At 33.4% G+C, this 23,087-nt stretch carries 22 protein-coding genes and 1 tRNA gene; 9 read left to right on the top strand and 14 right to left on the bottom strand.

Annotation, left to right across the window (positions count from 1 at the left end):
• Nucleotides 1–63: 63 nt before the first annotated feature.
• The gene (locus tag Anndu_RS01690) at nt 64–924 is read right to left on the bottom strand and encodes a branched-chain amino acid ABC transporter permease (protein ID WP_464102709.1); all 861 of its coding nucleotides are present in this window, start codon (nt 922–924) and stop codon (nt 64–66) included.
• Nucleotides 925–1,030: 106 nt separating this feature from the next.
• Between Anndu_RS01690 and Anndu_RS01685 the strand changes: the two genes are divergently transcribed.
• A tRNA-Gly gene (locus Anndu_RS01685) sits at nt 1,031–1,103 on the top strand.
• Nucleotides 1,104–1,201: 98 nt separating this feature from the next.
• Here the strand turns inward: Anndu_RS01685 and pirA are convergent.
• The 3 genes from pirA to Anndu_RS01670 all read right to left on the bottom strand — a co-directional run bounded on the left by pirA (nt 1,202) and on the right by Anndu_RS01670 (nt 2,188).
• Nucleotides 1,202–1,357 carry an arginine synthesis PII-interacting regulator PirA gene (pirA, locus tag Anndu_RS01680; protein WP_464102708.1) on the bottom strand — a complete coding sequence of 52 codons (156 nt, stop codon included), beginning with the start codon at nt 1,355–1,357 and terminating at the stop codon, nt 1,202–1,204.
• Nucleotides 1,358–1,488: 131 nt separating this feature from the next.
• Complete coding sequence (locus Anndu_RS01675; protein WP_464102707.1) at nt 1,489–2,031, bottom strand: YbhB/YbcL family Raf kinase inhibitor-like protein; 543 nt, start codon at nt 2,029–2,031, stop codon at nt 1,489–1,491.
• Nucleotides 2,012–2,188 (bottom strand): hypothetical protein, encoded by a 177-nt coding sequence (locus tag Anndu_RS01670; RefSeq protein WP_464102706.1) that lies wholly within the window; start codon nt 2,186–2,188, stop codon nt 2,012–2,014. Before Anndu_RS01670 ends, Anndu_RS01675 begins: the two co-directional genes overlap by 20 nt.
• Before the next feature lie 218 nt (nt 2,189–2,406).
• On the opposite strand from Anndu_RS01670, the gene Anndu_RS01665 reads away from it, so the two are divergent.
• Together Anndu_RS01665 and grxD are read left to right on the top strand one after the other, a co-directional pair.
• Entirely contained in the window at nt 2,407–2,607 is a 201-nt protein-coding gene (locus Anndu_RS01665; protein ID WP_464104019.1) for a BolA family protein, read from the top strand.
• A gap of 69 nt (nt 2,608–2,676) precedes the next feature.
• Nucleotides 2,677–3,000 carry a Grx4 family monothiol glutaredoxin gene (grxD, locus tag Anndu_RS01660; protein WP_464102705.1) on the top strand — a complete coding sequence of 108 codons (324 nt, stop codon included), beginning with the start codon at nt 2,677–2,679 and terminating at the stop codon, nt 2,998–3,000.
• Between the two features lie 52 nt (nt 3,001–3,052).
• Here the strand turns inward: grxD and Anndu_RS01655 are convergent, their stop codons facing one another.
• Nucleotides 3,053–4,036, bottom strand: a complete 984-nt coding sequence (locus Anndu_RS01655) for a PRC-barrel domain-containing protein (protein WP_464102704.1) — start codon at nt 4,034–4,036, stop codon at nt 3,053–3,055.
• A gap of 168 nt (nt 4,037–4,204) precedes the next feature.
• Nucleotides 4,205–4,735, bottom strand: coding sequence for a phycobiliprotein lyase (locus tag Anndu_RS01650; RefSeq protein ID WP_464102703.1), 531 nt, complete (start codon nt 4,733–4,735; stop codon nt 4,205–4,207).
• A gap of 507 nt (nt 4,736–5,242) precedes the next feature.
• On the opposite strand from Anndu_RS01650, the gene Anndu_RS01645 reads away from it, so the two are divergent.
• A complete protein-coding gene (locus Anndu_RS01645) occupies nt 5,243–5,704 on the top strand; it encodes a DUF1830 domain-containing protein (RefSeq protein WP_464102702.1) in 462 nt (153 codons plus the stop codon).
• Between the two features lie 39 nt (nt 5,705–5,743).
• On the opposite strand, the gene Anndu_RS01640 is transcribed toward Anndu_RS01645, so the two are convergent.
• Nucleotides 5,744–6,325, bottom strand: a complete 582-nt coding sequence (locus tag Anndu_RS01640; RefSeq protein ID WP_464102701.1) for a 2'-5' RNA ligase family protein — start codon at nt 6,323–6,325, stop codon at nt 5,744–5,746.
• Nucleotides 6,326–6,436: 111 nt separating this feature from the next.
• Here Anndu_RS01640 and Anndu_RS01635 point away from each other — a divergent pair, with 111 nt between their 5' ends.
• Nucleotides 6,437–6,880: an SRPBCC family protein gene (locus Anndu_RS01635; protein ID WP_464102700.1), complete on the top strand. Its 444-nt coding sequence runs from the start codon at nt 6,437–6,439 to the stop codon at nt 6,878–6,880.
• A 179-nt stretch (nt 6,881–7,059) separates the two neighbouring features.
• On the opposite strand, the gene Anndu_RS01630 is transcribed toward Anndu_RS01635, so the two are convergent.
• The 4 genes from Anndu_RS01630 to Anndu_RS01615 all read right to left on the bottom strand — a co-directional run bounded on the left by Anndu_RS01630 (nt 7,060) and on the right by Anndu_RS01615 (nt 12,233).
• Nucleotides 7,060–8,946 carry a ribonuclease J gene (locus Anndu_RS01630; protein WP_464102699.1) on the bottom strand — a complete coding sequence of 629 codons (1,887 nt, stop codon included), beginning with the start codon at nt 8,944–8,946 and terminating at the stop codon, nt 7,060–7,062.
• 663 nt (nt 8,947–9,609) lie between these two features.
• Complete coding sequence (gene dapA / locus Anndu_RS01625) at nt 9,610–10,515, bottom strand: 4-hydroxy-tetrahydrodipicolinate synthase (RefSeq protein ID WP_464102698.1); 906 nt, start codon at nt 10,513–10,515, stop codon at nt 9,610–9,612.
• A gap of 157 nt (nt 10,516–10,672) precedes the next feature.
• Nucleotides 10,673–11,671, bottom strand: coding sequence for an aspartate-semialdehyde dehydrogenase (locus Anndu_RS01620; protein ID WP_464102697.1), 999 nt, complete (start codon nt 11,669–11,671; stop codon nt 10,673–10,675).
• A gap of 175 nt (nt 11,672–11,846) precedes the next feature.
• A complete protein-coding gene (locus Anndu_RS01615; protein WP_464102696.1) occupies nt 11,847–12,233 on the bottom strand; it encodes an FHA domain-containing protein in 387 nt (128 codons plus the stop codon).
• 245 nt (nt 12,234–12,478) lie between these two features.
• On the opposite strand from Anndu_RS01615, the gene Anndu_RS01610 reads away from it, so the two are divergent.
• The 3 genes from Anndu_RS01610 (at nt 12,479) to Anndu_RS01600 (ending at nt 18,910) form a co-directional block, all read left to right on the top strand.
• On the top strand, nt 12,479–15,400 hold the full coding sequence (locus tag Anndu_RS01610; protein WP_464102695.1) for a calcium-translocating P-type ATPase, PMCA-type: 2,922 nt from the start codon (nt 12,479–12,481) through the stop codon (nt 15,398–15,400).
• A gap of 221 nt (nt 15,401–15,621) precedes the next feature.
• Nucleotides 15,622–16,569, top strand: a complete 948-nt coding sequence (locus Anndu_RS01605) for a glycosyltransferase family 2 protein (protein ID WP_464102694.1) — start codon at nt 15,622–15,624, stop codon at nt 16,567–16,569.
• Nucleotides 16,535–18,910, top strand: a complete 2,376-nt coding sequence (locus Anndu_RS01600; RefSeq protein ID WP_464102693.1) for a hypothetical protein — start codon at nt 16,535–16,537, stop codon at nt 18,908–18,910. Before Anndu_RS01605 ends, Anndu_RS01600 begins: the two co-directional genes overlap by 35 nt.
• A gap of 55 nt (nt 18,911–18,965) precedes the next feature.
• Here Anndu_RS01600 and pth read toward each other — a convergent pair whose 3' ends face one another.
• Both pth and glpX read right to left on the bottom strand, forming a co-directional pair.
• Complete coding sequence (gene pth, locus Anndu_RS01595) at nt 18,966–19,577, bottom strand: aminoacyl-tRNA hydrolase (RefSeq protein WP_464102692.1); 612 nt, start codon at nt 19,575–19,577, stop codon at nt 18,966–18,968.
• Nucleotides 19,578–19,722: 145 nt separating this feature from the next.
• Nucleotides 19,723–20,760 carry a class II fructose-bisphosphatase gene (gene glpX / locus Anndu_RS01590; protein WP_464104018.1) on the bottom strand — a complete coding sequence of 346 codons (1,038 nt, stop codon included), beginning with the start codon at nt 20,758–20,760 and terminating at the stop codon, nt 19,723–19,725.
• A gap of 266 nt (nt 20,761–21,026) precedes the next feature.
• Here glpX and Anndu_RS01585 point away from each other — a divergent pair, with 266 nt between their 5' ends.
• Entirely contained in the window at nt 21,027–22,106 is a 1,080-nt protein-coding gene (locus Anndu_RS01585; protein ID WP_464102691.1) for a YdcF family protein, read from the top strand.
• A gap of 86 nt (nt 22,107–22,192) precedes the next feature.
• Here the strand turns inward: Anndu_RS01585 and Anndu_RS01580 are convergent, their stop codons facing one another.
• Nucleotides 22,193–23,065, bottom strand: coding sequence for a tRNA (5-methylaminomethyl-2-thiouridine)(34)-methyltransferase MnmD (locus Anndu_RS01580; RefSeq protein ID WP_464102690.1), 873 nt, complete (start codon nt 23,063–23,065; stop codon nt 22,193–22,195).
• Between the last annotated feature and the right edge of the window lie 22 nt (nt 23,066–23,087).

The following is a 23,087-nucleotide window of genomic DNA, read 5'->3' as shown; positions in this document are numbered from 1 at the left end:
TTGATCATCAATTTTTTTGCTTGTTTTTGATGTTAATAAATCAAAAATTATTTTAAAATAATTTTATTTACTAAATAATCCTTGAGGGCGAAATAATAGAATTAAAATCATAATTAATAAGGCTACCCCTAGTTTATACTCAGCACCGAAAAAGGGAACGGTTAACTCCTGTGCCACCCCTATCACTAACGCTCCGGCGATCGCACCGTAGGGATTACCAATTCCTCCTAAAATAATTGAAGCAAACATTGGTAGGATTAAGAGCCACCCCATTAAAGGACGAACGGCAATAAAACCATACATCGCACCACCTAAGGCCGTTAAAGTTCCCGTAATTATCCATGTCCAAAACACAACTTTTTCCACATTTATGCCTGAAACCCTTGCTAATTCAAGATTATCAGCGACAGCCCTCATGGCCTTACCAATTTTAGTTTTTGTGAGTAAAAAATGTAAAGCAATCATCGCAATTAGAGCTAAAATCATAATTATAATGCGATTCATCGGTATTTTAACCGAGAAAAAATCTAAAGCCTCAGCAATAGGTAAATTATAGCGTTGGTTACTACTCCCCCAAATAAATAAAATGGCACTGCGAATAAATAAAGCTAAACCAATGGAAATAATAATTAAAGTGGTGGGAGTAGCCCTACGTTGACGCATTTTTTTCCACAATAACTGTTCAGAAATTAACATTGCCGCCACCGTGCCAATAATACCAATCATAATTGAAATGACAATGGGTAAACCACTAGCATTACTAGCATAAGTTAAATAAGCCCCTAGAGTCATAAAATCTCCATGAGCAAAATTAGAAAGATTTAAGATACTATAAGTTAAAGTTAAACCAACAGCGGCCAAAGCGATAATACAGCCAACCGCAATACCATTAACTAATAATTGTGAAAATTCGGTTAAATCCATATTTAATTAATCATAAAATAATAATTAGAATGATCAAATAGTAACTGTCCACTGTCCATTGTTCAATGTTTAAATTTTCCAATTTTGGGGTATAATGAATTTAATTGCGGGTATAGCTCAGTTGGTAGAGCGTCAGCTTCCCAAGCTGAATGTCACGGGTTCGAGTCCCGCTACCCGCTTGATCAAAAAGAAACCGAGCCTCTCAAGGAAACTCGGCTTCTTTTTGATTTTATCAATTAAAAAAATCTGAAAAAAATTTATGATAGTCAAAAAAATTTTATTGAAGATGTAAATAACTTGCTTCGGCTTCTAACTGACGTAACAATTTTTCATCATCTTTTGCTCTAGCGAGTTCTAAACGGCGTTCTAAACTTTTGCGTAAACTAGCACGATGAGCGGATGCGGCATTTTTTAAGGTTTCTTGACGATTCATAGTTGTTTTATCCTCTTTTTTTCAATAATAATTTTTTAGATAGCTTTCTATTTAACAGATTAGCATATCCTTAGCAAATAGTATTATTTGTTACAAAAAATTCATAATCCCAATTTGATAATTAACCATGATCAATATTTTTGATACAAGCCGATTAACTCGGCCGTTGCTAAAATATGCCCTTTGATGGCATTTTCTAGCTGTTTTTTAGTTGCTCCACTGTTTAAATTAACCATTGTATTAAGGGCATAGAGTTTAAAAAAATAGCGATGAGTTCCACTGGGGGGACAAGCTCCACCATATTCATTTTTACCCCAACTGTTACGCCCTTGGGTTCCAGGGGTGCTATTTTCTTTAATTTCATCAGTGGGTTTAATATTCCAGATTAACCAATGATCCCAAGTCCCCATGGGAGCGTCTGGATCGTCATGTATTAATGCTAATGAGATTGTACCCTCTGGCAGATCTTTTATGATTAAAGGGGGACTGAGATCCTCCCCTTGACAAGTGTATTTTGAGGGCATCATGGTATTATGGGCAAAAGCAGGGCTTGAAAGTTCCATCTTAACCTCCGGTGATTTGATCAAGTGATAAACAAGAAAAACAGAACCAGCGATCGCCGCCAATAAAAATAAAATTAAATTAAATTTTGATTTAAGGTTGATTGAGATCATGTTGAAGTTTGTCGGTTTGATTTTCAACAGTTTCAGCCGCTTTATTGGCTTTATCAATGGCTGTTGTGGGAGCAGATGACTGTAACTGCTTGATCATTAGCCAACCGCCGAGTGCCGCCACGATTAAAAGTCCAATCATTGATAAACTACGAGTCATCTAAATTACTCTTACCTATTAATTATTTTAATTTATTCAATTATAACCCTTAAAAAATTGTTTTAATCAATAAGTGCATCGTGCTATAAAATGGGTAGAAATTATGGCAAAAACTAGGTAAAATGATTAAAATAAACTTCAACCATAGGAGATAACAATTGATAAGTTTAAGAGAAGTAGAAAACCGCATTAAAAATCAATTACCCGATGCTCAAGTCATGGTCAATGACTTAACAGGAGGTGGTGATCATCTTGAGGCGATCGTCATTTCTTCCGAGTTTGAAGGGAAAACCAAAGTTAAACAACATCAATTAGTTTACAGTGCCTTAAGCGAGGAAATGGCAACTGAGGCGATCCATGCTTTAGCACTCAAAACCTATACTCCTTCTGCTTGGCAACAAGCAGGACAAAGGGTTTAATTTTCTTTAAAATAAAACTAAAATTAAACTTGATTTTGTTGTAATTATAATCATTATTAAATAAAAACTATGACTCCAGAAACAAAAGATCGTATTAAGAAACTGATCGAAGAAAATAAAATTATGATTTTCATGAAGGGAACAAAATTAATGCCCCAATGTGGTTTTTCTAACAATGTGGTGCAGATTTTTAATGTTTTAGGTATTCCTTTTGAAACCTTTAATGTTTTAGAAGATTTTGATATTCGTCAAGGTATTAAGGAATATTCTAAATGGCCTACCATTCCTCAAGTTTATATTAATGGGGAATTTATTGGCGGTTCAGATATTATGGTTGAACTTTATCAAAGCGGTGAACTTCAACAAATGGCTGAAGTAGCTCTTGCTTCTTAAGTTTTTGTCAATAAACCTGTAGAGACGTACCATGGTACGTCTCTACTATGTTTTAATTTAATTCTTCTTCATATTCAGGTCTTTTTTGACGTTCAGGAATATTAATGCGAGGGGCATTATAATTATCCTGACTATCATCATCCCAAACATCTTCATTTATATCATGATCCCCTTGATAATCATAGCGTTTTGAACGGGAAGGTGTGCTGTAGTTAGGTGGTTGATAATTTTTAGCGGCGCGACTTTCACCCCAATTATCTTCCTCTAAATTATCATCATAATCATCATAGGCGATCGCCTCCATTTGACGGGGTTTAACGGGGGCGCGATTTTCCCGCCAGTCATCATCTTCATCCCATGTCGCTTCACGGATCGGTTGTGCCTCTTTAATGGGAGTAGCTACGGGAGTACGCACGGGAATACCCGTACCTAATTGATTTTCAGGGCGTACCGTTGGGGGATAATACATTTCTTCTTCTTCCCTTTCCCAAGGGGGACGGCCGATCCCTAAGCGTTCTAATAATCCTACCGTTAATTGAGTAATGCGATCTTCCGCACCTTCAAAGACAATTAAACGGTTAGGGCCACTACTAACAACTTCATCAATGGGTATTTCGTAGGTACTAATTAACTGATCAGGAATTTGGGGTAAACCGATGGAAGCAATAATTAAAGAAGAAACTCGCCCTTGACTAACATCAAATTGAAAATCTCTGACTCGTCCTAAAGGTTCACCTGTTTCTGTAATCACTTCACAGTTAATCAGCTTATTATAAGCCTCTGCATCAATATCTTCAATCACATCCTCGTCTTCTACGAGTACCACATCACCACTATTAATAATGCTATTGAGATACATATATTTAGGCATTCCAGAGACAGATAAAGCACTATCTCTTAATCCTAAAGCTACCACCTCACGGCGATCTATATCTACTAATAATTCTTTAACTACCCCCAAGCGTTTACCACTATTGCGGGTAATTACTTGAGTATTGATAAATTCATTGCGTAAGCGTATGTTTTCGGTTGCCATTTGATTTTAATTAAAATTTTAGATTTAGATTATTAGTTTAAGATTTTCTTTTAGTTTAAACAATTAAAGTTAATTTTGATTTGTTATCTGATAACAGTAATAATAACTTAATTATAGCAATTCTTAATACTGGTCATTGGTCATTAGTCATTAGTCATTGATAACTGTTTACTGTTTAGGTGTGATGAGCCTACGGATCTCAGAATAAAATGCTGTTTGTGTACATTTTTGACCTTGATTGACAACGGTGTTACGCAGTTTTAAATTATCACTGGCAAACCATTGACGTTCTTCCAATTGTAGATCCTCTTGTTGCAAAGATAAAGTTAAAACTCCATCTTCTTGAAATGAATAATTAGCAATGCTTGTAGAAGATGGATTACTACTAAGATAGCGTAAAACTTGACCCTGATTGATTTGCTCCCCATCGGGAATAAAGACTAATAAAGATGATCCCTCAACTTTAGGTTTTCCCCAGTCTACGGAATTATTCCAAGTAGATTTAATTGCTCCAAGACTTTGATCGCCTGAAAAATTAGATTTTTGACATAGTTGGATCACTTCGGGATGATCGGCATTTAATAACTCAGTGGTAATTTCTGCCTTACTATTTTCCACTTGTTCATCAGTTAAAAGATAACTGGTACGTTGGGTAAACCATTGACCAGCAGTTAATTTTAAAAATTCTTCAATAGTCATATTAGTTAATCAATTACAAAAATGTTAATAATTTTTAGCCTTTCAAATTTTATCAGTAATCAGTAGTTAAAAGTCAAATGCTTTTAATGCGATCGCCCTTTTATTATAAATTATCCAGTTTTTAATATTGTTTGATTTATTAATCTTAAAATTAAGCTAAAAAGCTTAACCTAAAAATATTACTAATTTGATCTTCAGATCAAGATTCAATTTTATTTAATAATTTTGGTTTGACAGCTAAATTTAGACCCATAGTAAAAGTACCTAATTTTCCGCCAATTTTCAAAAATATAAAAAAAAGATTAAGATATTAAGGATTAGGTCAAAAATATAGTATGCAGATTGAGTTTAAGAATTAACCGAATATTTATCTATCAATACTAAAAGAAATATTTAAACAAATATTTAGAGATTGGTAGTATTATTTACAGAGTCGGGGATCGCTTAGTGCTAACGTAAAAATTATTAGTTTAGTAAACTCTCTATTGATTAAATTCCTCGGTTATTATGGCTCAGATCCTTGATCCCATCCCCAATGATGATAAAAATGTTTTACTTTGTTGTTATGTTAATGCTACCAGTCAAATCCAAGTAGCAAGAATTACAAACATTTCTAATTGGTATTTTGAAAGGGTAGTATTTCCGGGACAAAGATTAGTTTTTGAATCTGTTCCCGAAGCTTTATTAGAAATTCATACTGGTATGATAGCAAGTGCTATTTTATCTGATAAAATTCCTTGTAAAAGTTTAGCTATTAATCTTGATCCTGTATCTGACAATAATAGCAATTCAGAAAGTAACCAAGACAATCTTAATGATAATTTTAGTGAAAACATTAGTCAATCTATTACAGAAAATACTAATGGTGATCCTATCAATAATTCTAAAATTGAAATAAAAGAAACATCTACTATAAAATCTAGTTATTCTCTTAATTCTAGTGTCGTTAATGTACCTAGTTTGTGTTAATTTTGTGATCAATTTAGTTGTTGTAACTAATTACAACAACTAAGCTATATTTTTTAGTTGAAATTGTTGATAAATTTCCCATTTTCTATCCTGATGTAATAATAAGGTTAATTCGGAAACTATAAATTCAAAATGAATAGTTTTATCTTGATATTTTTCCCATGCTTGATCATAATTACGAGGGGTTAAATCCTTATGGGCAAGGGTTAAATGGGGGTTAAATGCTCGATTTTTTGAACGATGATCAATAATATTTAAGTTAGAGGCTAAGTTTAAACTTAATTCTTGTTGTATTTTTAATAATTCCGTTGTTTTCTCTACATTGATATAAATAACACGGGGTTTAAATGAGCCAAAATTATCTAAAATAATGGGGATTGATGTTTGATTTTGACAGAATTTTTCTAAATTTTCACTTAATAGGTTAATCTGATTAATTGGCCATTTAAAAGGGGCTTGTAAAGTAATATGGGGTGGTGACTTTAAACCGTTTTTACTATGATAAAGATTCGCAAATTCTTCTTTCATTGCTTGGGCTATTTTTTGCACTTGTAAAGGGGGTAACAGTGCAATAAAAAAGAGTCTTTTTTCTGTGGAATTAGGTTTTAAATTGTTGATCATCAGGAACTATTTAATAATTTGATCAATATTCATGGTATAATCAAGAAATATTACTAATAACAAATAACAAATAACTAATAACCAATAACTAATTTTATTTTAAATTTTTTTATGACAGACTGGTTAAAACATAGTATTGAAATAGAAGTTAATGTGCCGATCGAGTTTGCTTGGAGTTTATGGTCAGATCTTGAGCAAATGCCCCGTTGGATGAAATGGATCGAGTCGGTTAAAATATTAGAAGATCGCCCTGATTTATCCCGTTGGAAGTTGGCCAGTGGTAATTTTGAATTTAGTTGGTTATCGCGCACTTTAAAAGTCATTCCCAATCAAATTATACAATGGGAATCTATAGACGGTTTACCCAATAAAGGAGCAATTCGTTTTTACGATCGCCATGAACGTAGTATTGTTAAATTAACCATCGCTTATGCTATTCCGGGAATGTTAGGTAAAATCATGGATAATTTATTTTTAGGGCGTTTAGTTGAGTCAACGATTAAGGCAGATTTGGAACGATTTAAGGTTTATTCTGAAAAAAAACATAAAAGGTAAAAAGATAATTTTAAACTTGAAAAATTAAAAATCAATCGCCATATTGATTAGGAAATTAGACTTAATTTCCGTTAAAAATGATCAGGCTTTTCATAATATTTGATTTCTTAACATCAAATATTATTAAATAACCCCCTTTCACCTTTAGGAAAAGGATTAGGGGGCAAAATATAACAAATTTACCCTGCAACAGAAGCCGTAGAACGTCTACGGCGACGACGTGCGGGGGTATTCGTCACAGGAGATTTAACTAACGGTTGAGTCGAGGTGATTTCAACAGGGTTGACGGGAATCTCCAAAGAAGATTTAAGTTTGATTTTTCCATTGGGGCGAGGATTAGGAGTTTTAACTGAGGATTGGGAAGCGGAAAACTCAGATTTAACCTCTGGGCTTTGCATTAAAAAGACCACGAGGGGACGACTGCGTAATTCCCGTTTGATCAGCCTTTGCATGGCTTGATCTAACTCTAAACGTAAGCCAGTCCAATCAATTCCATCTTCTTTACTATATTTACCCCAATAATCATTTAAAGTCTGATCTAAAGTCTTTAAAATCATTTTATTTAAGAATGAATGTTCTATTCCCGTCACAACTCCTCTTAAATGTATTTCTGGGGGAACTAACCATTTTCCACCTTCATCAATGGCGGTGGCAATGGTGATAATGCCATCTTCAGCCAGTTGTTGACGCTCTTTCATCACCACATCGTGAACAATACCCGCATGATCCACTAACTCAATCCCCGAAGGTACTTGACCTGCGATTTTGATCTCATCTTGGGTTAATTCCACAATATCACCATTATCAATAATGACCATATTTTGGGGGGCAATACCCAAAGATTGAGCGGTTTTAGCGTGTTGCACTAACATCCGATGTTCCCCATGCACAGGCATGAAAAATTTAGGTTTAGTTAAAGCCAACATCAGTTTATGATCTTCCTGCGCCCCATGGCCGGAAACGTGAATGCCCTGATTTCTGCCATAAACCACGTTTGCACCTTGTATCATCAAGCGATCGATGGTATTGACCACCGCAATGGTATTGCCCGGAATGGGATTGGCGGAAAAAATCACCGTATCACCTTGACGGATTTTAATTTGGGGATGATCACATTTTGAAATGCGAGTCATGGCGGCTAAAGGCTCTCCTTGACTGCCTGTGGTTAAAATTACCACTTTGTCAGCGGGTAAACTGTGAACCCGTTTTAAAGGTTCAAATAAATCGTCAGGACATTTGATATAACCGAGATTGCGACAATGGGCGATCACATTTAACATGGAACGGCCGACTACTGCCACTTTGCGGTTATGTTTTAAGGCTAGTTGTAAAACGATATTGACCCGATGGACGGATGACGCAAAGGTTGTCACCATGATGCGGCCGGGGGCTTGGGCAAAAATTCGATCTAAGTTGGGAACTACTGAGGATTCTGAGGCGGTATAACCAGGAATTTCCGCATTAGTTGAATCACTAAGCAGACATAATACTCCTTTTTCGCCATATTCGGCTAGTCTTTGTAGGTCAAATTTTTCGCCATCTACGGGAGTATGATCTATTTTAAAATCCCCACTATGGATAATAATACCGAGGGGAGTATGAATTGCTACGGTAAAACTATCGGCGATCGAGTGGGTATTGCGGATAAATTCAACAGTAAAAGATTGTCCTACTTTCACCTTATCTCTAGGTAATACGGTTTTTAAGGTGGTGCGATCGACAACTCCGGCCTCCTCAAGTTTATCCTGTAATAGTAACATGGCTAAACGAGGCCCGTAAATAATGGGTATATCAAACTGTTTGAGGTGATAGGCGATCCCGCCGATATGATCTTCATGGCCATGGGTAACGATCATCCCTTTGATTTTATGGCGATTTTCCAGTAAATAGGTAATATCGGGCAAAACGATATTAATACCGTGCATTTCATCCGTAGGAAAGGCTAAACCCGCATCTAATAACAAAATTTCGTCATTATATTCAAAAATACAGGTATTTTTGCCAATTTCATGTAATCCACCGAGGGGAATTATTTTAATTGATGGTTTTTGTGAGGTTTCAATCATGTTTTTTTCTGAATTTTTAATTATTTTTTTAGGTGAAAAACCAATAGCACATAGCTATGGTAGGGATTGAGATTATTATTTGACAGTAAACAATTGATAATTTTAATTTGTGGAAAATTTTTAAGAATTTTCCTGATTATCAATGCACTGTTAATCTTCAATTTTTGATCATTTAAGACCCTAAGATGAGCTTAAATTGTGTAAATCATTAAAGTTAAATTGATAGTTTTTTTGGTTCATATAGATAAAAAATAAGATGGGTAAAATTTTTATTGAAATTTTTAGTAGAAATAACTGACTGATTAATGATAATTAATTTTTAAAAGTAAATTAGATTTTTGGAAAGAAAAGAAAAGATTTAAGTAAAAAAATTGAAACTATAATTATTAATTGGCGATCGAAAAATTAAGCATATTAGATCAAATATTATCTGATTTATTTATATTTAGTCTGAGGGCGGGAGTCTGAAAACAAATTTTGTTTAATTACAATGATCATTATACTTTTTAAAACTTACCTATTTTATTTTTAGCATAATTAATAACATCAGTCAATTATTTAGGTAAGTTTTTGCGTTCTCAAAAGTTATTAATTTAGCTTAAGGAAGTCAATAGATTAATTGATTGATGGGGGAGAGAACGCATTTTACCCTTAAAATTTTGGTTAAGATTTTTCGCTAAAAATTTGGTCAATTTCTTTTAAAACTCCCTCCACTTTATGGGTAAGTTCTGGTGATAATTCGCTTAAAGGTAAGCGAAAACCTCCTAAATTCCAACCTTTTAAATTTAAAGCTGTTTTAACAGGAATGGGATTAGTTGTACAGAAAATTACTTCAAATAAAGGACATAATTTTAAGTGTATTTCTGTTGCTAATTGATGATTTCCATTGACAAAAGCTGTAATCATTTGTTTCATTTGATTGCCTACTAAATGGGAGGCAACGCTCACAACTCCCGCTCCCCCAATACTCATTAAAGGCAGTGTCATAATATCATCACCTGAATAAATCAGAAAGGAAGGGGGGGTTAAATTGCGAATTTTACAGGCTAAATCAATTTTGCCACTAGCCTCTTTAATGGCCACAATATTCTCAATTTTTGCCAATTTAGCTACGGTGGAGGCTTCCAAACTACAGCCCGTCCTACCCGGAACATTATATAACATCATCGGAATATCAGGACAAGCTTGGGCTATTGCCTCATAATGAAGGTATAAACCATCTTGGGGGGGCTTATTGTAATAGGGCGTAACTTGCAATGTGCCGTCCACTCCGATCTTCTGAGTTTTCAGAGTCAAATCGATCACGTTTTGAGTACAATTTCCACCTGTTCCGGCGATTAATTTACCTTTTCCGGCGATCGCATTTTTGACGGCGGAAAATAAATTCAATTTTTCTTGAGAGTTAAGGGTGGGAGACTCGCCCGTAGTGCCACAGACAACGATCGCATCACTCCCATTTTGAATTAAATAATCAGCCAATTTTTCGGCTTCTGAATAGTTAACTTCTCCCTCTTGGGTAAAGGGAGTGATCATCGCAGTTATGACTTGACCAAAAATCTCACTAGACATAAATCAATGTTGTAATTAGTTATTAGTAATTGGTTATTGGTTATTAGTTATTCATTATTAGTATTTTATCAGTTGATAGTTGAAAATGGACAATTTACCATTAGTTATTTTGGTTTAAAATTTGTCCTTTACTAATAATAAATAACGAATAACAAAATTATAATAATTCAGCAATTTGAATAGCGTTAAGAGCCGCCCCTTTTCTAATTTGATCACCACAAAGCCATAATTCTAAGGCATTAGGATTAGATAGATCTTGACGGATTCTTCCCACTAAAACTTCATCTTTTCCGGTGGCATCTATGGGCATAGGAAAATAATTTTTTGCCCAATCTTCTATTAATTTTACTCCGGGGGCTTGAGCTAAAATTTCCCTAGCCTGAGCCACCGCAAAAGGTGAGGCAAATTCTAAATTAATTGCTTCTGAATGCGCCCTTAATACGGGTACTCTTACACAAGTAGGACTAATTTTTATCTCAGGAGCATTAAAAATTTTACGGGTTTCATTAACCATTTTCATTTCTTCCTCACAATAAAAAGTTTCCGTCATAGGAGAATTGTGAGGAAATAAATTAAAAGCTAAAGGATAGGGTAAAATTTCCGCTTTCGGCGTTTCTTGATTTAAAATAGCTTGAGATTGAATTTTAACCTCCTCCATTGCCCTAGCACCTGCCCCACTAGCCGACTGATAGGTAGAAACAATAATTCTTTGAATGGGTTGAACTAAATGGAGAGGATAGATCCCCACCCCCATAATAATAGTGGTACAATTGGGATTGGCAATAATACCTTGATGGTTTTTGACTTCTTGGGGATTAATTTCGGGTACAATTAAGGGTACATTGGGATCCATGCGAAAAGCACTGGAATTATCAACCATTACCGCACCTGCATCAACGATCGCTTTAGCGTATGCTTTAGAAGTTGAGCCACCGGCCGAAGCCAACACTAGATCAATGTTAGCAAAAGATTCTTCTGTAACGGCTTCAACCGTTAAACTTTCCCCTTTAAAAGTTAATTTTGTGCCGGCCGAGCGCTCAGAAGATAATAATTTTAATTCAGATAAGGGAAAATTGCGTTCTTCTAAGAGAGTTAGTAATTCCGTACCTACTGCTCCGGTAGCCCCTAAAATCGCAACACGCATTGAATTAGACAAAAGATAAACCTCCTTGTAAGTGATTAGAATAAAAGATTTTCAATAATTTTTTTTATAATATTTCTTAAATAATAATTAAGTTGCTAATATATCAGAATTTTAGTATTTTGTGTTAAATTTTGCCTAATTTTCCGATCGAGTTGATGGAGATCGGGGTGAAAGGGGAAAATGATATTTAAACATTGCGAATAAAAGTATTAATTTGATCATCAAGGGGAGAGCCTTTTCTGTTGCCTTTTTTATTTGAAGCATCGGGATCAACTTTTCCTAATTTTACTTGAATTTTAGGCCCCGTATCAGCCAAACGAATAACCATTCCATCTTCTAACTCAATTTGAGAAACTTTTTCCCCTTTGATAAAAATACCATTAACACCCATATTAATACATTGCCATTGTTCTCCGTTTCTTTTTAACTTGGCATGGTGACGGGATACTACCGCACTATAAACCACAATATCATTATCAGTTGATCTTCCAATACTCAGAGTTTCCTGTTGATCAAATGACCAACTTTGTAAAGGAATATTTTGACTAGGATGAAGTAATATAATAGTAATCACAAGCTTTTTAATGAAAATCTAAAAATAAATAGGAATATTTCAATCATTGACAGTGGACAATGGATAGTTAACAGTGATTTTTTTTGTTGTCAATTGTCAATTAATAAATATCATAAACGGTTATTAACTATTTTGATCTTGATTTTAGATTTTGCCTAGAAAATTGCTTAATAGGTTGAGGTAGTTCCCTAATCATTAAATAATCTTTGTTAAGATAGAATAAAAAGATTAGGTCTTTTATTTTTATGCTTAATCAAACAGTTAGCACTTTACCTTATCACGGTTTGACCTCACAGGAAGTCAAACTTAACCGTCAAAAATACGGGATCAATGTTTTAACTCCTCCTCAACGAGATCCTTGGTGGAAATTATTTGCCCAAAAATTTGATGATCCAGTTATTCGCATTTTAATGATCGCCGCTTTAATTGCCATTTTAGTGGGCATTTTTCAAGGGGAATATATTGAGGGGGTGGGAATTATAATTGCTATTTTTTTAGCCACAACTTTAGCTTTTTTTAATGAATATAAAGCCGATCAAGAATTTGATTTATTAAATCATGTTTACGATGAAATTAAAGTTAAAGTGATTAGAAATAATAGTTTTGTTAATATTTTACGCAAAGATTTAGTCGTAGGTGATATTGTTTATATTGAACAAGGAGAGGAAATTCCTACTGATGGTGAAATTCTCGAAACAAGATCTCTTTTAATTGATCAATCTAAGTTAACAGGTGAATCTGAACCCATTGCTAAATATACCCAATCTTACACCCAAATTCATCAAATTGAAGGGGGAATTTACCCTCTTTTTCATCTTTATCGTAGCACTTTAGTTATTCAAGGATCGGGTTTTTTTCAAGTTACGGCCGTAGGCGATCTAACGGAAATTGGTAAATTAGCTCAGGCAATGATCAGTGTGGAAAATGAAGTTAATACCCCCTTAAATTTACAATTAGAAAAACTATCTCAATTAATTGGCGTAGTTGGTTTAATGGTGGCAGGATTAACTTTTTTAGCCTTAATAATTAGGGGCTTATTGAGCCAAGAATTTAATTTGACTAATCAACAAATTTATTTATTAATATTAATAATTATTGCCATTGTAATCATGTTAGCTCAAGTTTGGCTACCCATTATTTATGATGCCCTTAATTTAGCTTTTACTAAGATCAAAAAACCTCTTTTTTTAACAGAAAATAATTTAACCTCATGGCTTTTAACCATTATCACCGGATTGGGAGTTTTCGGAGCAGGGATCATCTTGGGTTATCCCTTTAATCTCATTCCCCCTCAAGGGCAAGTCTGGCTACCTTCTGAGGTTATTACCACTTTAATTAATTACTTTATGGTGGCCGTAACCATCATTGTGGTGGCCGTGCCGGAAGGCTTGGCCATGAGTGTTACCCTCTCCCTCGCCTATAGTGTGCAAAAAATGGCAAAATCCCATAATTTAGTCAGAAAAATGCACGGTTGTGAAACTATTGGAGCGGCTACGGTGATCTGCTCTGATAAAACAGGTACTTTAACTCAAAATAAAATGAAAATTTATGAGTTTAATTTTCCTTATTTAAAAGAAAATTTAAGTCTTCATCAACAAAATTTAGAGCTAATTGCCGAAGCCATGGCCGCTAATAGTACGGCTGACCTAGAAAAAAAACCCCAAGCCACTCCTCAAGGGATTGGAAATGTGACAGAAGGGGCGTTATTATTATGGTTAGATCAGCAAAAAATAGATTATTTAGCCTATCGCAATCAATTTTTAATTCATGAACAATTTGCTTTTTCTACTGATAAAAAATACATGGCCACTTTAGGAAAATCAACTATTTTTAATCAAAATTTATTACATTTAAAAGGTGCGCCAGAAATAGTTTTAAAACGATGTAATCGAATTTTAACCGATCAAGGAGTCAAAAATTTAGAGAATCAAAACGTAATTTTAGAACAATTAAAACAGTATCAAACTAGAGGAATGAGAACTTTAGGTTTTGCGTATTTACCAATAGATATTCCTCTATCTGAATATAACCTTGAAACCATAGATCATTGTTTAATTTGGTTAGGTTTTGTGGCAATTTTAGACCCTTTAAGAGTTGAAGTACCCTCGGCCATTCATACTTGTTTAAAATCAGGCATAGATGTTAAAATAGTCACCGGAGATAGCCCTGAAACTGCTCAAGAAATTGCCAATCAAATAGGTTTAGTTACTCCTTTACAAGTCAAAAAATATCCCTTTTTTCACTTAACAGGAACTCAATTTAATCAACTAGATGATCCCAAAGCAAAAACCATGATCAAAGACCTAAAAATTTTATCAAGGGCTTGTCCTTTAGATAAATTAAGATTAGTTAAACTATTACAAGAAAATGGAGAAGTTGTAGCCGTAACAGGTGATGGTACAAACGATGCGGCCGCTTTAAAACAAGCTCAAGTAGGCCTATCTATGGGCAGTGGAACAGCAATTGCAAAAGAAGCAAGTGATATTATTTTATTAGATGATTCCTTTAAAAGTATCGTTAATGCTATCATTTGGGGACGCTCTTTATACGATAATATTCAAAGATTTATCCTCTTTCAATTGACCATTAATGTGGTAGCATTAGGCACAGCTTTATTAGGCCCTTTTATTGGCATTGAATTACCTTTAACCGTAACACAAATGTTATGGGTAAATTTAATTATGGATACATTTGCGGCCTTAGCTTTAGCAAGTGAACCCCCCCATCAAAGTGTAATGGATCGGCCGCCCCGTAACCCCCATAGTTTTATAATTTCTCCGATAATGAGTAAAAATATTTTAATTATGGGCTTAAGTTTTTTATTATTTTTAATTAGTTTTTTATTATATCTTAAACAAGATAATTTAATCACAGATTATGAACTTTCGAGCTTTTTTGCTGTTTTTGTATTTTTGCAATTTTGGAATTTATTTAATGCGCGTTGTTTAGGCTTAAAACAGTCAGCTTTTCAAGGAGTTTTTGCCAATCAAAGTTTTATTTTAATTGCCGTAACAATTTTTTTTGGACAAGTTTTAATCATTCAATTTGGTGGTACAATTTTCCGTACTGTACCCCTTTCAATTCTTGATTGGTTAATTATTATTGTGGGTACATCTATTGTATTATGGCTTGGTGAATTATCCCGTTTTTATCAACAATTAAAATAATAATTGTGTCATTTGTAATCAAATTTTAATTAAATTTTTCCCTGATCAATCTATGCTTAATTGGAGGCTAAAATCACCTCATTTCTAACAATATATCAATGAATTAATTGAGGTTTTGCTGTTGCTTTATTCATTATTTTCCCCCCTTTTTTGTTTAATTATTTTCAATTTTTCAAATATAGATTATAATAAAATATCTGTAAAAAAATTAAGGAGGTGGCGTGTTTTTTAGTATTGTTATTCCCACTTATAACCGAAAACCGATTTTAGAAAAATGCCTTAAAGCCTTGGAAAATCAGGTTTTTGAACCCCAATTAATTAATAATTATGAAATTATTGTGGTGGATGACGGCTCGACTGATGGAACATTATCATGGTTAGGTGAGAATCCTCACAAATTTCCCCATGTCAATTTATACTCACAAAATCACCAAGGGGCGGCGATCGCGCGAAACCTTGGAGTAAATCAAGCTCAAGGTGACTTTATTATCTTTATTGATAGCGATCTGGTGGTGACGGAAACTTTTTTACAGGCACACGCCAAAGCCTTAAAATTAGGGGAAAAACAGTTAAACAGCGATCGCCTTTTTACCTATGGGGCGGTGATAAACACCAATAATTTTGATAATCCTACCTCAGAAAACTATAAAATAACTGACTTTTCCGCCGCTTATTTTGCAACAGGAAATGTAGCAATTGCTAAAAAATGGTTAGAAAAAGTCGGATTATTTGATATAAAATTTAAACTTTATGGATGGGAAGATCTGGAATTAGGGGTTAGATTAAAAAAATTAGGTTTAAAATTAATTAAATGCCCCGAAGCCGTAGGCTATCATTGGCATCCCGCCTTTAATTTAGCACAAATTCCCCACTTAATAGAGCAAGAAATTCAACGTGGTAAAATGGGCATTTTATTTTATCAAAAACATCCAACTTTTGATGTTAAAATGATGATTCAAATGACAATTTTCCATCGTTTATTATGGGGACTTTTATCCTTAAATGGTTTATTAAATGAAAAAACTTTAGCCCCTCTTTTGCAGTGGTTAATTAATCAAAATAAACCACAATTAGCATTAGAAATAGCCCGTATTTTTCTAAATTGGTATAATGTCAAAGGTGTTTATCAAGCTTATGATGAATTTCAACGAGAAAACAATCTTAAATAATCCAAAAGTGACGACAAAAACAGATTTTACTTCAGAACAAATTAAAGAAAAAAAACAAGTTAAAAAGCCAAAAAAGTTATCAGAAAAAACTTTTTTTGGCATTAGTTTTTTAAGCATTTTTCTCTGGGCTTTTAGTGCGGTTTTCTTAAGTTCATGGATCGGATATATTTTAATTTTAGATCCTAATTCTGTATTGTGGATCAACAATTTTCTACCGAAAAATTGGCAAATTCCGATCGCCCTTCAAAGCGCCCCCCAAACCTTAGAAATAATTAAAAAACAAGCTACCAATGAAAATTTAATTGTTGGTGATACTATCCCCTTGGGAGAAGAAATTTTAATCCCTTTTTATCAAATTTTAAAAAGTTGCACAGAACATTGTCAAGTAATAGTTGAAATTAGGATTTATTCCCCTATTTATGTTAATAATCAAGAGTTAAAATATAGTTTAATAGACATAATTACTATTGGTGAATTAAATGGTGCTTTTAGCGATCGCTTTAGTGATTTTTCCGAAAATTTAAAATTAACAAAAATAGAATTATTAGAAAATTCTCCCGATCTGGGTGGCTTATGGTTTAATCTATTAGGAGAAACTCAAGATCAAAGTAAAATTTATGGAGAAATATTATATTATGATCCTGCTCAAAAAAATCTCAGTTTAATTTTACCTTGGCAAAGTCAAGCCAAAGAAATGCCAAAATGGAAAGAAATTACGGGCAAAAAAAATCCAGAATTATTAATTAATCAAAGTCAATTATTTAAACCACTTTTTGAAGTTTATCAGCTTAAAATTAATCCCAATTATAACAAATATGAATTAGAAAATGATCGTAAAAGTTCCTATTTATTGTTAGAAGAAATTAGCTTAAAAGAACCTGCCATTATTTTACCAGAATATGAAAAAATAATGCCCCAAATTGAAGCTAAATTATGGAATTTAGCCTTCCAAAATTTAAACGCTTTGGCTAAAGAAATTCACCCTTCAATATGGACAGAAACAGCCGATCAACAAAGGGATATAATTGCTTTTCATGGTAAACTAGCCGAACAAGAATGTTCACAACAACAAGACACTATTGAAAATCAAATTGCGGCCTGTTTATTTAATAGTAATGGTGCAGTGGCTTTAGAATATTTTGAGCCAATTTTAAAAAGTAAGAAAAAAAGAAGATTGACTCTTATTTTAAATTGGTTAAAAGAAGATAATTTTAATTTACAAAAATATTTAGAAACCGCTATTAAATTAAATCAATTTAATGAAGATTTAAAAATTTGGCAAGGTTTAATTATTTATAGTAAACAAGGGAAAGATCAGGCGATGAAATGGATTAAAAGTGTAGATAATACCAATCAAGAAACTGTTAATAAATTAACAGAAATTTTTAAAGAAATTGACCTAACTTTGACAGAAAATATTAATTATAAAGGTCATAATAGTCGTATTATTGGTACGGGGATTCCCCTAAAAAATATTGAACTTTATCAATGGCAAAATCCAAATTCTTCTACTCCATTAAAACCGATTAAACCCCCTCAAAAGTGGTATATGATAGATGTTAATTCTTTTTTTGATGGTCAAGAATGGAATCATTTTCCCTTTGAATATATTAATATTAAACAATATTCTAATGATCTATTAAATTTATGGAAAATGTTAGGATTAGATCTTAATTCTCAGTTAACAATTATTACGAAAAAACCCCAAGGCAGGGAAGAAATTACTTTAACTAATATTAAAGGAATCAGAATTAATAATGATAAAATTCAACTATTAGGGGTGGGTATTCCCGTTGACGCAAATCAAACTATTACCCCTCAAACTTTGCCTTTAGCCTATAGTGAATCGGCATTTAATAATATAGAGTTTGGAGAAATAACTTTATTAGAATTATATCAAATTCAACCTGAATTAATCAATAACTTTTTACCTAAATTATGGCAAGTTTTACCCAAACAAATTAAAGATAATAATGTAAAAAATACCGAAGATATGTTAACAAAAATTGGTCATTGGAAAGTTAAAACAACAGATTTAACAGGTAATAATCAACTAGAAGGAATCTTAACTTTATATAGTGATGATCAGGGAAATTTAGATCATATTCCTCTGCCTAATAACAAGAAAAAAGCATCAGATGTATCACAACATACAATTATTTTTTCAGATCAGGGTGAGATTATTTATAATGAATTAAAAGAAAATTCGGCGGAATTTTTAATGACAACGATTGAATTAGACAAAAATAAAAATCCCGTTTTATTAATTGATAATGGAGAGGGTAAATATCAGATGAAAATTTGGTCATCTTCTCAACAAAAATTGATTAATTTTAATTAAGATTAATTTCATTTAAGAAAATTAAAACACATTTAAGTATGTTAATCTTAACAATTTAACTAACACTTTTAGCATTATAAATACTCATGGCTTTTTCAATTCCTTCTTTTAAACTTAATTCGATCGCTTTATTTGTTAAATCTAAAACTTCATTCATTACCTTAATTTCATCAGGTGCAAACTTTCCTAAAACATGGGAAATTGTCTCTTTTGTTGGATGAGATTTCCCGATTCCAATGCGCAAACGGGGGAATTTTTCTTGATTAAGATGGGAAATAATTGATCTCATGCCATTATGGCCGCCGGCCGATCCTGATAAACGGATTCTTAATCTTCCCACAGGCAGATCCATGTCATCATAAATAACTAAAATTTTCTCTGGAGAAATTTTATACCAATCAGTCACAGCCCTTACAGATTGCCCTGATCGGTTCATATAAGTTAAAGGTTTTAACAGTCTAATTTTATGGCCATTTGGAGAAATTCCCTCCCCATAAAAACCATGAAAACGACTATGATTTTGTAAAGAAAAATTCCAATCTTTGGCAAGATTATCTATTGCCTCAAAACCGATATTATGTCTAGTTTGATCATATTTTGGTTCGGGATTTCCTAAACCAATAATTAATTCAGGTTTAATAATTTGATTAGTTTTTGTTTGCACCATAAAGTTATTTTATTATAGAAAAATCAATTGTGATACAGGCATCTTGCCTGTAACCTAGCCCGACTTTTGTTTCCCTACTTGAAAAAGATAGCAACGGAATTAATCTTAAAATCCGTTGCTAATTAAGTTAAATTAAGTGTAAAACTTAACGTAATTGAAGATAACGAGGTTGATCAAATAAGTGAATAGTATCAACAAAACGGGCAGTTTTAGACTGGGAAGAAATAACTAAACTTTGGGTTCTGGCACCGCCATTAAATAAGCGTACACCGTTCATTAAAGTACCGGGGGTAATACCACAAGCCGCAAATAATACGGTTTCACCAGAAGCTAATTCTTCCGCATTGTAAACTTTATCAGGATCAGTGATACCCATATCGCGCAGACGAGCAAGGTTGCCCTCTTTGCTTTCACCGATTAAACCAGTTTGGACAACTTCAGGATCATAGATTAATTGTCCTTGGAAGTGACCGCCTAAACAACGCATGGCCGCCGCAGAAATTACACCTTCAGGAGCCGCACCAATACCCATTAAGGCATGAATATTAGTACCAGAGAAAGCACAGGAAATAGCGGCAGAAACGTCACCATCACTGATTAAACGCACTCTTGCACCCGCTTGACGAATTTCATTGATTAAACCTTTATGGCGAGAACGATCCATTACAACCACCACTAACTCCTCAATGGAGCGGTTTAAACAATCAGCTAAAATTTGTAAATTTTGGGTAGGAGTTTTATTGATGTCCACATGATTACGAGCGGCCGGGGGAGCGGCTAATTTTTTCATGTAGAAGTCAGGAGCGGCAAATAAACCACCACGCTCAGAAATAGCTAACACAGCCATAGAGCCATTTTGACCATAAGCCACAAGGTTTGTACCCTCACAAGGATCCACAGCGATGTCAATTTCCACTAATTCACTGAGATTGCAAACTTCGTGGGCATTTTCTTGATTACAAATACCCACTTCTTCACCGATGTAAAGCATAGGAGCGTCATCTCTTTCGCCTTCACCGATTACGATGCGTCCTTTCATGTGGATTTTGTTCATGCGTTCACGCATCGCTTCTACTGCCACTTGGTCAGCAATATCTTTTTCGCCTTTACCCATCCATTTTGCGGAAGCAAGGGCGGCATTTTCCACAACTTCAATAATTTCTAAGCCAAGGGTGGTTTCTATCATAAATTTCCTCTTATTAGTTGTTTTTTTTATATTCCGTTAGCTAAAATCAAGATTAATCAAGGTTTTTCAGTGATGATGAACCGATAGCTCATCGCTGATCTTTCCTTTATAATGATTTACCTTCTTAAACGGTATTACTCAAGAGTTTATCAGACTAGGGGATCGCTTAAAAATTTTTCTGGAAAAAAAACCAAAAATCGAAAATAATGGATAATTGATAATGGATAATTGATAATTAACGAATAACAAATAACGAATAAATAATGTTTTTATTATTATTAAAAATTTTACTTTGGCTAATTTTATTGGGAACGGTTTATTTTGTCGTTGCTAAATTTTTACCTAAATTTGTATTAGCATCTATTGGAACGGCGATTATTCTGGTTATTATTGCTTTAGCTTTTTATAATCCTAATAATATTTTAGTTTTGCCTACTTTTGATTTACTATTTTTTCCCTTTAAACCTATTGGGATTAGTTTAATTTTATTAATTTTAGGAATTACTAAAATTAAAAAGGATAAAATCGAAAAAATTGGCAAAATTTTAATTATTAGTTCCCTGATTATTTTATTATTATCAAGTATGCCGATTTTAGCTTATCAATTAGCTAAAACGATGGAAAAAGAAGGATTAGGAATTAAATCTCCTCCTGCTAAATGTTACAACCGAGAAAATCCAGAAGTTCTCTCTCCAGAAGATTTTGCTGATTGTTTTCAATACGATTTTATGACTCAAGATTTTGCGGGTTTAATTGTTTTATTAGGCCGACATACCACTGAACCAAATTTACCCTATCGCACTCAAATTCAAGTTAATAATGCGGGCGATCGGATCTTATATACGGCTGAATTATATAAGCAACAAGTACAATTAGGTACAAATCCCTTAATTGTGGTCAGTGCCGCTCCTAGAGAAGATTTTACGGGGGATCAACTCAATCGTTCAGAAACTAATGATCTGGCAATTTTATTGCAAAATTTAGGCGTACCATTAGAACAAATTATTTTAGATTATAAAGGATATAATATTAGAAATTCAGCTTTAGAACTGAAAAACATTATTGAAGATCGGGGCTTAAATAATCAAAGAATTTTATTAGTAACATCCGCACTTAATATGCGTAGAGCGAAATTAACTTTTACTAATTTAGGTTTAAATATTATACCACGACCAACGGATTTTTATGGAATTGAATCTAATGGTATTTCTGGAAAAAAATTCACAATTAAAGATTTTTTCCCCTCGGCACAAGCCTTAGTCATCACAACGGAGGTAACGGATGAATTTTTCGCTACTCTTTATTACTTTTTAAGAGGTTGGTTATCTCCGCCGATTAATTAGTTTTTAATAATTTCTCATAAAAACTAAGTTTAATGTCATAGATCACCCCTAATAATTAATAATTATTGAGGGATAAATTTTAACTTTTAATTGTTAATTTTGACCCATCTTTTTTTCCATTGACTGGTAGTTTCTAAATTAGATTTTTCCTGTTCAATCGTTCTTCTTTCTAAGATAATTGAAGCCGTATCATTAAGATTAGGATCTCGATAGGGAATAGCTCCACGAGTGTTTAAATATTCTTGTTCTTGAGTTGATAATGGCTCAAATTCTTCATTAAAACTGGCAATTGTACTGGGGGATTTTCGCCCAATACTAGGGGTAGAACCGATCTTTAATCCTGCTAATAATAAAGCTTTTCTCACTGCTCCGGCACAGGAATAAGTAGCTAATTTTCCATTATTTTTTAAACAAAGACTGACCAATTTTAAAAATTCCACTGTCCATAATTGGGGACATTTTGGAGGAGAAAAAGGGTCTAAAAAAATGGCATCAAATTTTAAGTTTAAATTAACTATTTCTTGAATTGAAATTCTAGCATCATTGATTAATAATTTACCTTCAAAATTGTTATATTTAACTGTTTTTTGATTAGCTATTTCCGTTAAAATATTAATCACAATTGATGAATAATCAGAGAATAAATTACATTCGATCGCCGATAAAGGCACAGTGGGATCAAATTCTAAACCGATCCAATTAATTTTACAATTAGGGTTAATTTTCCAAATAGTTTCTAACGCAGAAGCCGTATTATAACCCAAACCATAACAAATATCTAAAATAAATATTTCCGGTTCAAACTGTGCTTTTTGAGCCAGATTACAAGGCTCAACAAACTTCATTTGGGCTTCCTGTTTTGCCCCATAAATAGAGTGAAAAGCCTCATTAAAAGTATTAGAAAAAAAGGTATAAGAACCGTCAGCCGTTTTTTGAGGATTAAAATTATTAATTGTCATTGGTCATTGCTCACTGGTCAAG

Source organism: Annamia dubia NIES-4383 (assembly GCF_055394725.1).
The sequence above is the reverse complement of the archived record's forward strand: the minus strand, read 5'-3'. Positions and strand labels throughout refer to the sequence as shown.

Coding starts and splice junctions, on each gene's coding strand:
- Anndu_RS01690 (WP_464102709.1), bottom strand. CDS start 924: ATGGATTTAACCGAATTTTCACAATTATTAGTTAATGGTATTGCGGTT.
- pirA (WP_464102708.1), bottom strand. CDS start 1,357: ATGAATCGTCAAGAAACCTTAAAAAATGCCGCATCCGCTCATCGTGCT.
- Anndu_RS01675 (WP_464102707.1), bottom strand. CDS start 2,031: ATGATCTCAATCAACCTTAAATCAAAATTTAATTTAATTTTATTTTTA.
- Anndu_RS01670 (WP_464102706.1), bottom strand. CDS start 2,188: ATGACTCGTAGTTTATCAATGATTGGACTTTTAATCGTGGCGGCACTC.
- Anndu_RS01665 (WP_464104019.1), top strand. CDS start 2,407: ATGGTCAATGACTTAACAGGAGGTGGTGATCATCTTGAGGCGATCGTC.
- grxD (WP_464102705.1), top strand. CDS start 2,677: ATGACTCCAGAAACAAAAGATCGTATTAAGAAACTGATCGAAGAAAAT.
- Anndu_RS01655 (WP_464102704.1), bottom strand. CDS start 4,036: ATGGCAACCGAAAACATACGCTTACGCAATGAATTTATCAATACTCAA.
- Anndu_RS01650 (WP_464102703.1), bottom strand. CDS start 4,735: ATGACTATTGAAGAATTTTTAAAATTAACTGCTGGTCAATGGTTTACC.
- Anndu_RS01645 (WP_464102702.1), top strand. CDS start 5,243: ATGGCTCAGATCCTTGATCCCATCCCCAATGATGATAAAAATGTTTTA.
- Anndu_RS01640 (WP_464102701.1), bottom strand. CDS start 6,325: ATGATCAACAATTTAAAACCTAATTCCACAGAAAAAAGACTCTTTTTT.
- Anndu_RS01635 (WP_464102700.1), top strand. CDS start 6,437: ATGACAGACTGGTTAAAACATAGTATTGAAATAGAAGTTAATGTGCCG.
- Anndu_RS01630 (WP_464102699.1), bottom strand. CDS start 8,946: ATGATTGAAACCTCACAAAAACCATCAATTAAAATAATTCCCCTCGGT.
- dapA (WP_464102698.1), bottom strand. CDS start 10,515: ATGTCTAGTGAGATTTTTGGTCAAGTCATAACTGCGATGATCACTCCC.
- Anndu_RS01610 (WP_464102695.1), top strand. CDS start 12,479: ATGCTTAATCAAACAGTTAGCACTTTACCTTATCACGGTTTGACCTCA.
- Anndu_RS01600 (WP_464102693.1), top strand. CDS start 16,535: ATGATGAATTTCAACGAGAAAACAATCTTAAATAATCCAAAAGTGACG.
- pth (WP_464102692.1), bottom strand. CDS start 19,577: ATGGTGCAAACAAAAACTAATCAAATTATTAAACCTGAATTAATTATT.
- Anndu_RS01585 (WP_464102691.1), top strand. CDS start 21,027: ATGTTTTTATTATTATTAAAAATTTTACTTTGGCTAATTTTATTGGGA.
- Anndu_RS01580 (WP_464102690.1), bottom strand. CDS start 23,065: ATGACAATTAATAATTTTAATCCTCAAAAAACGGCTGACGGTTCTTAT.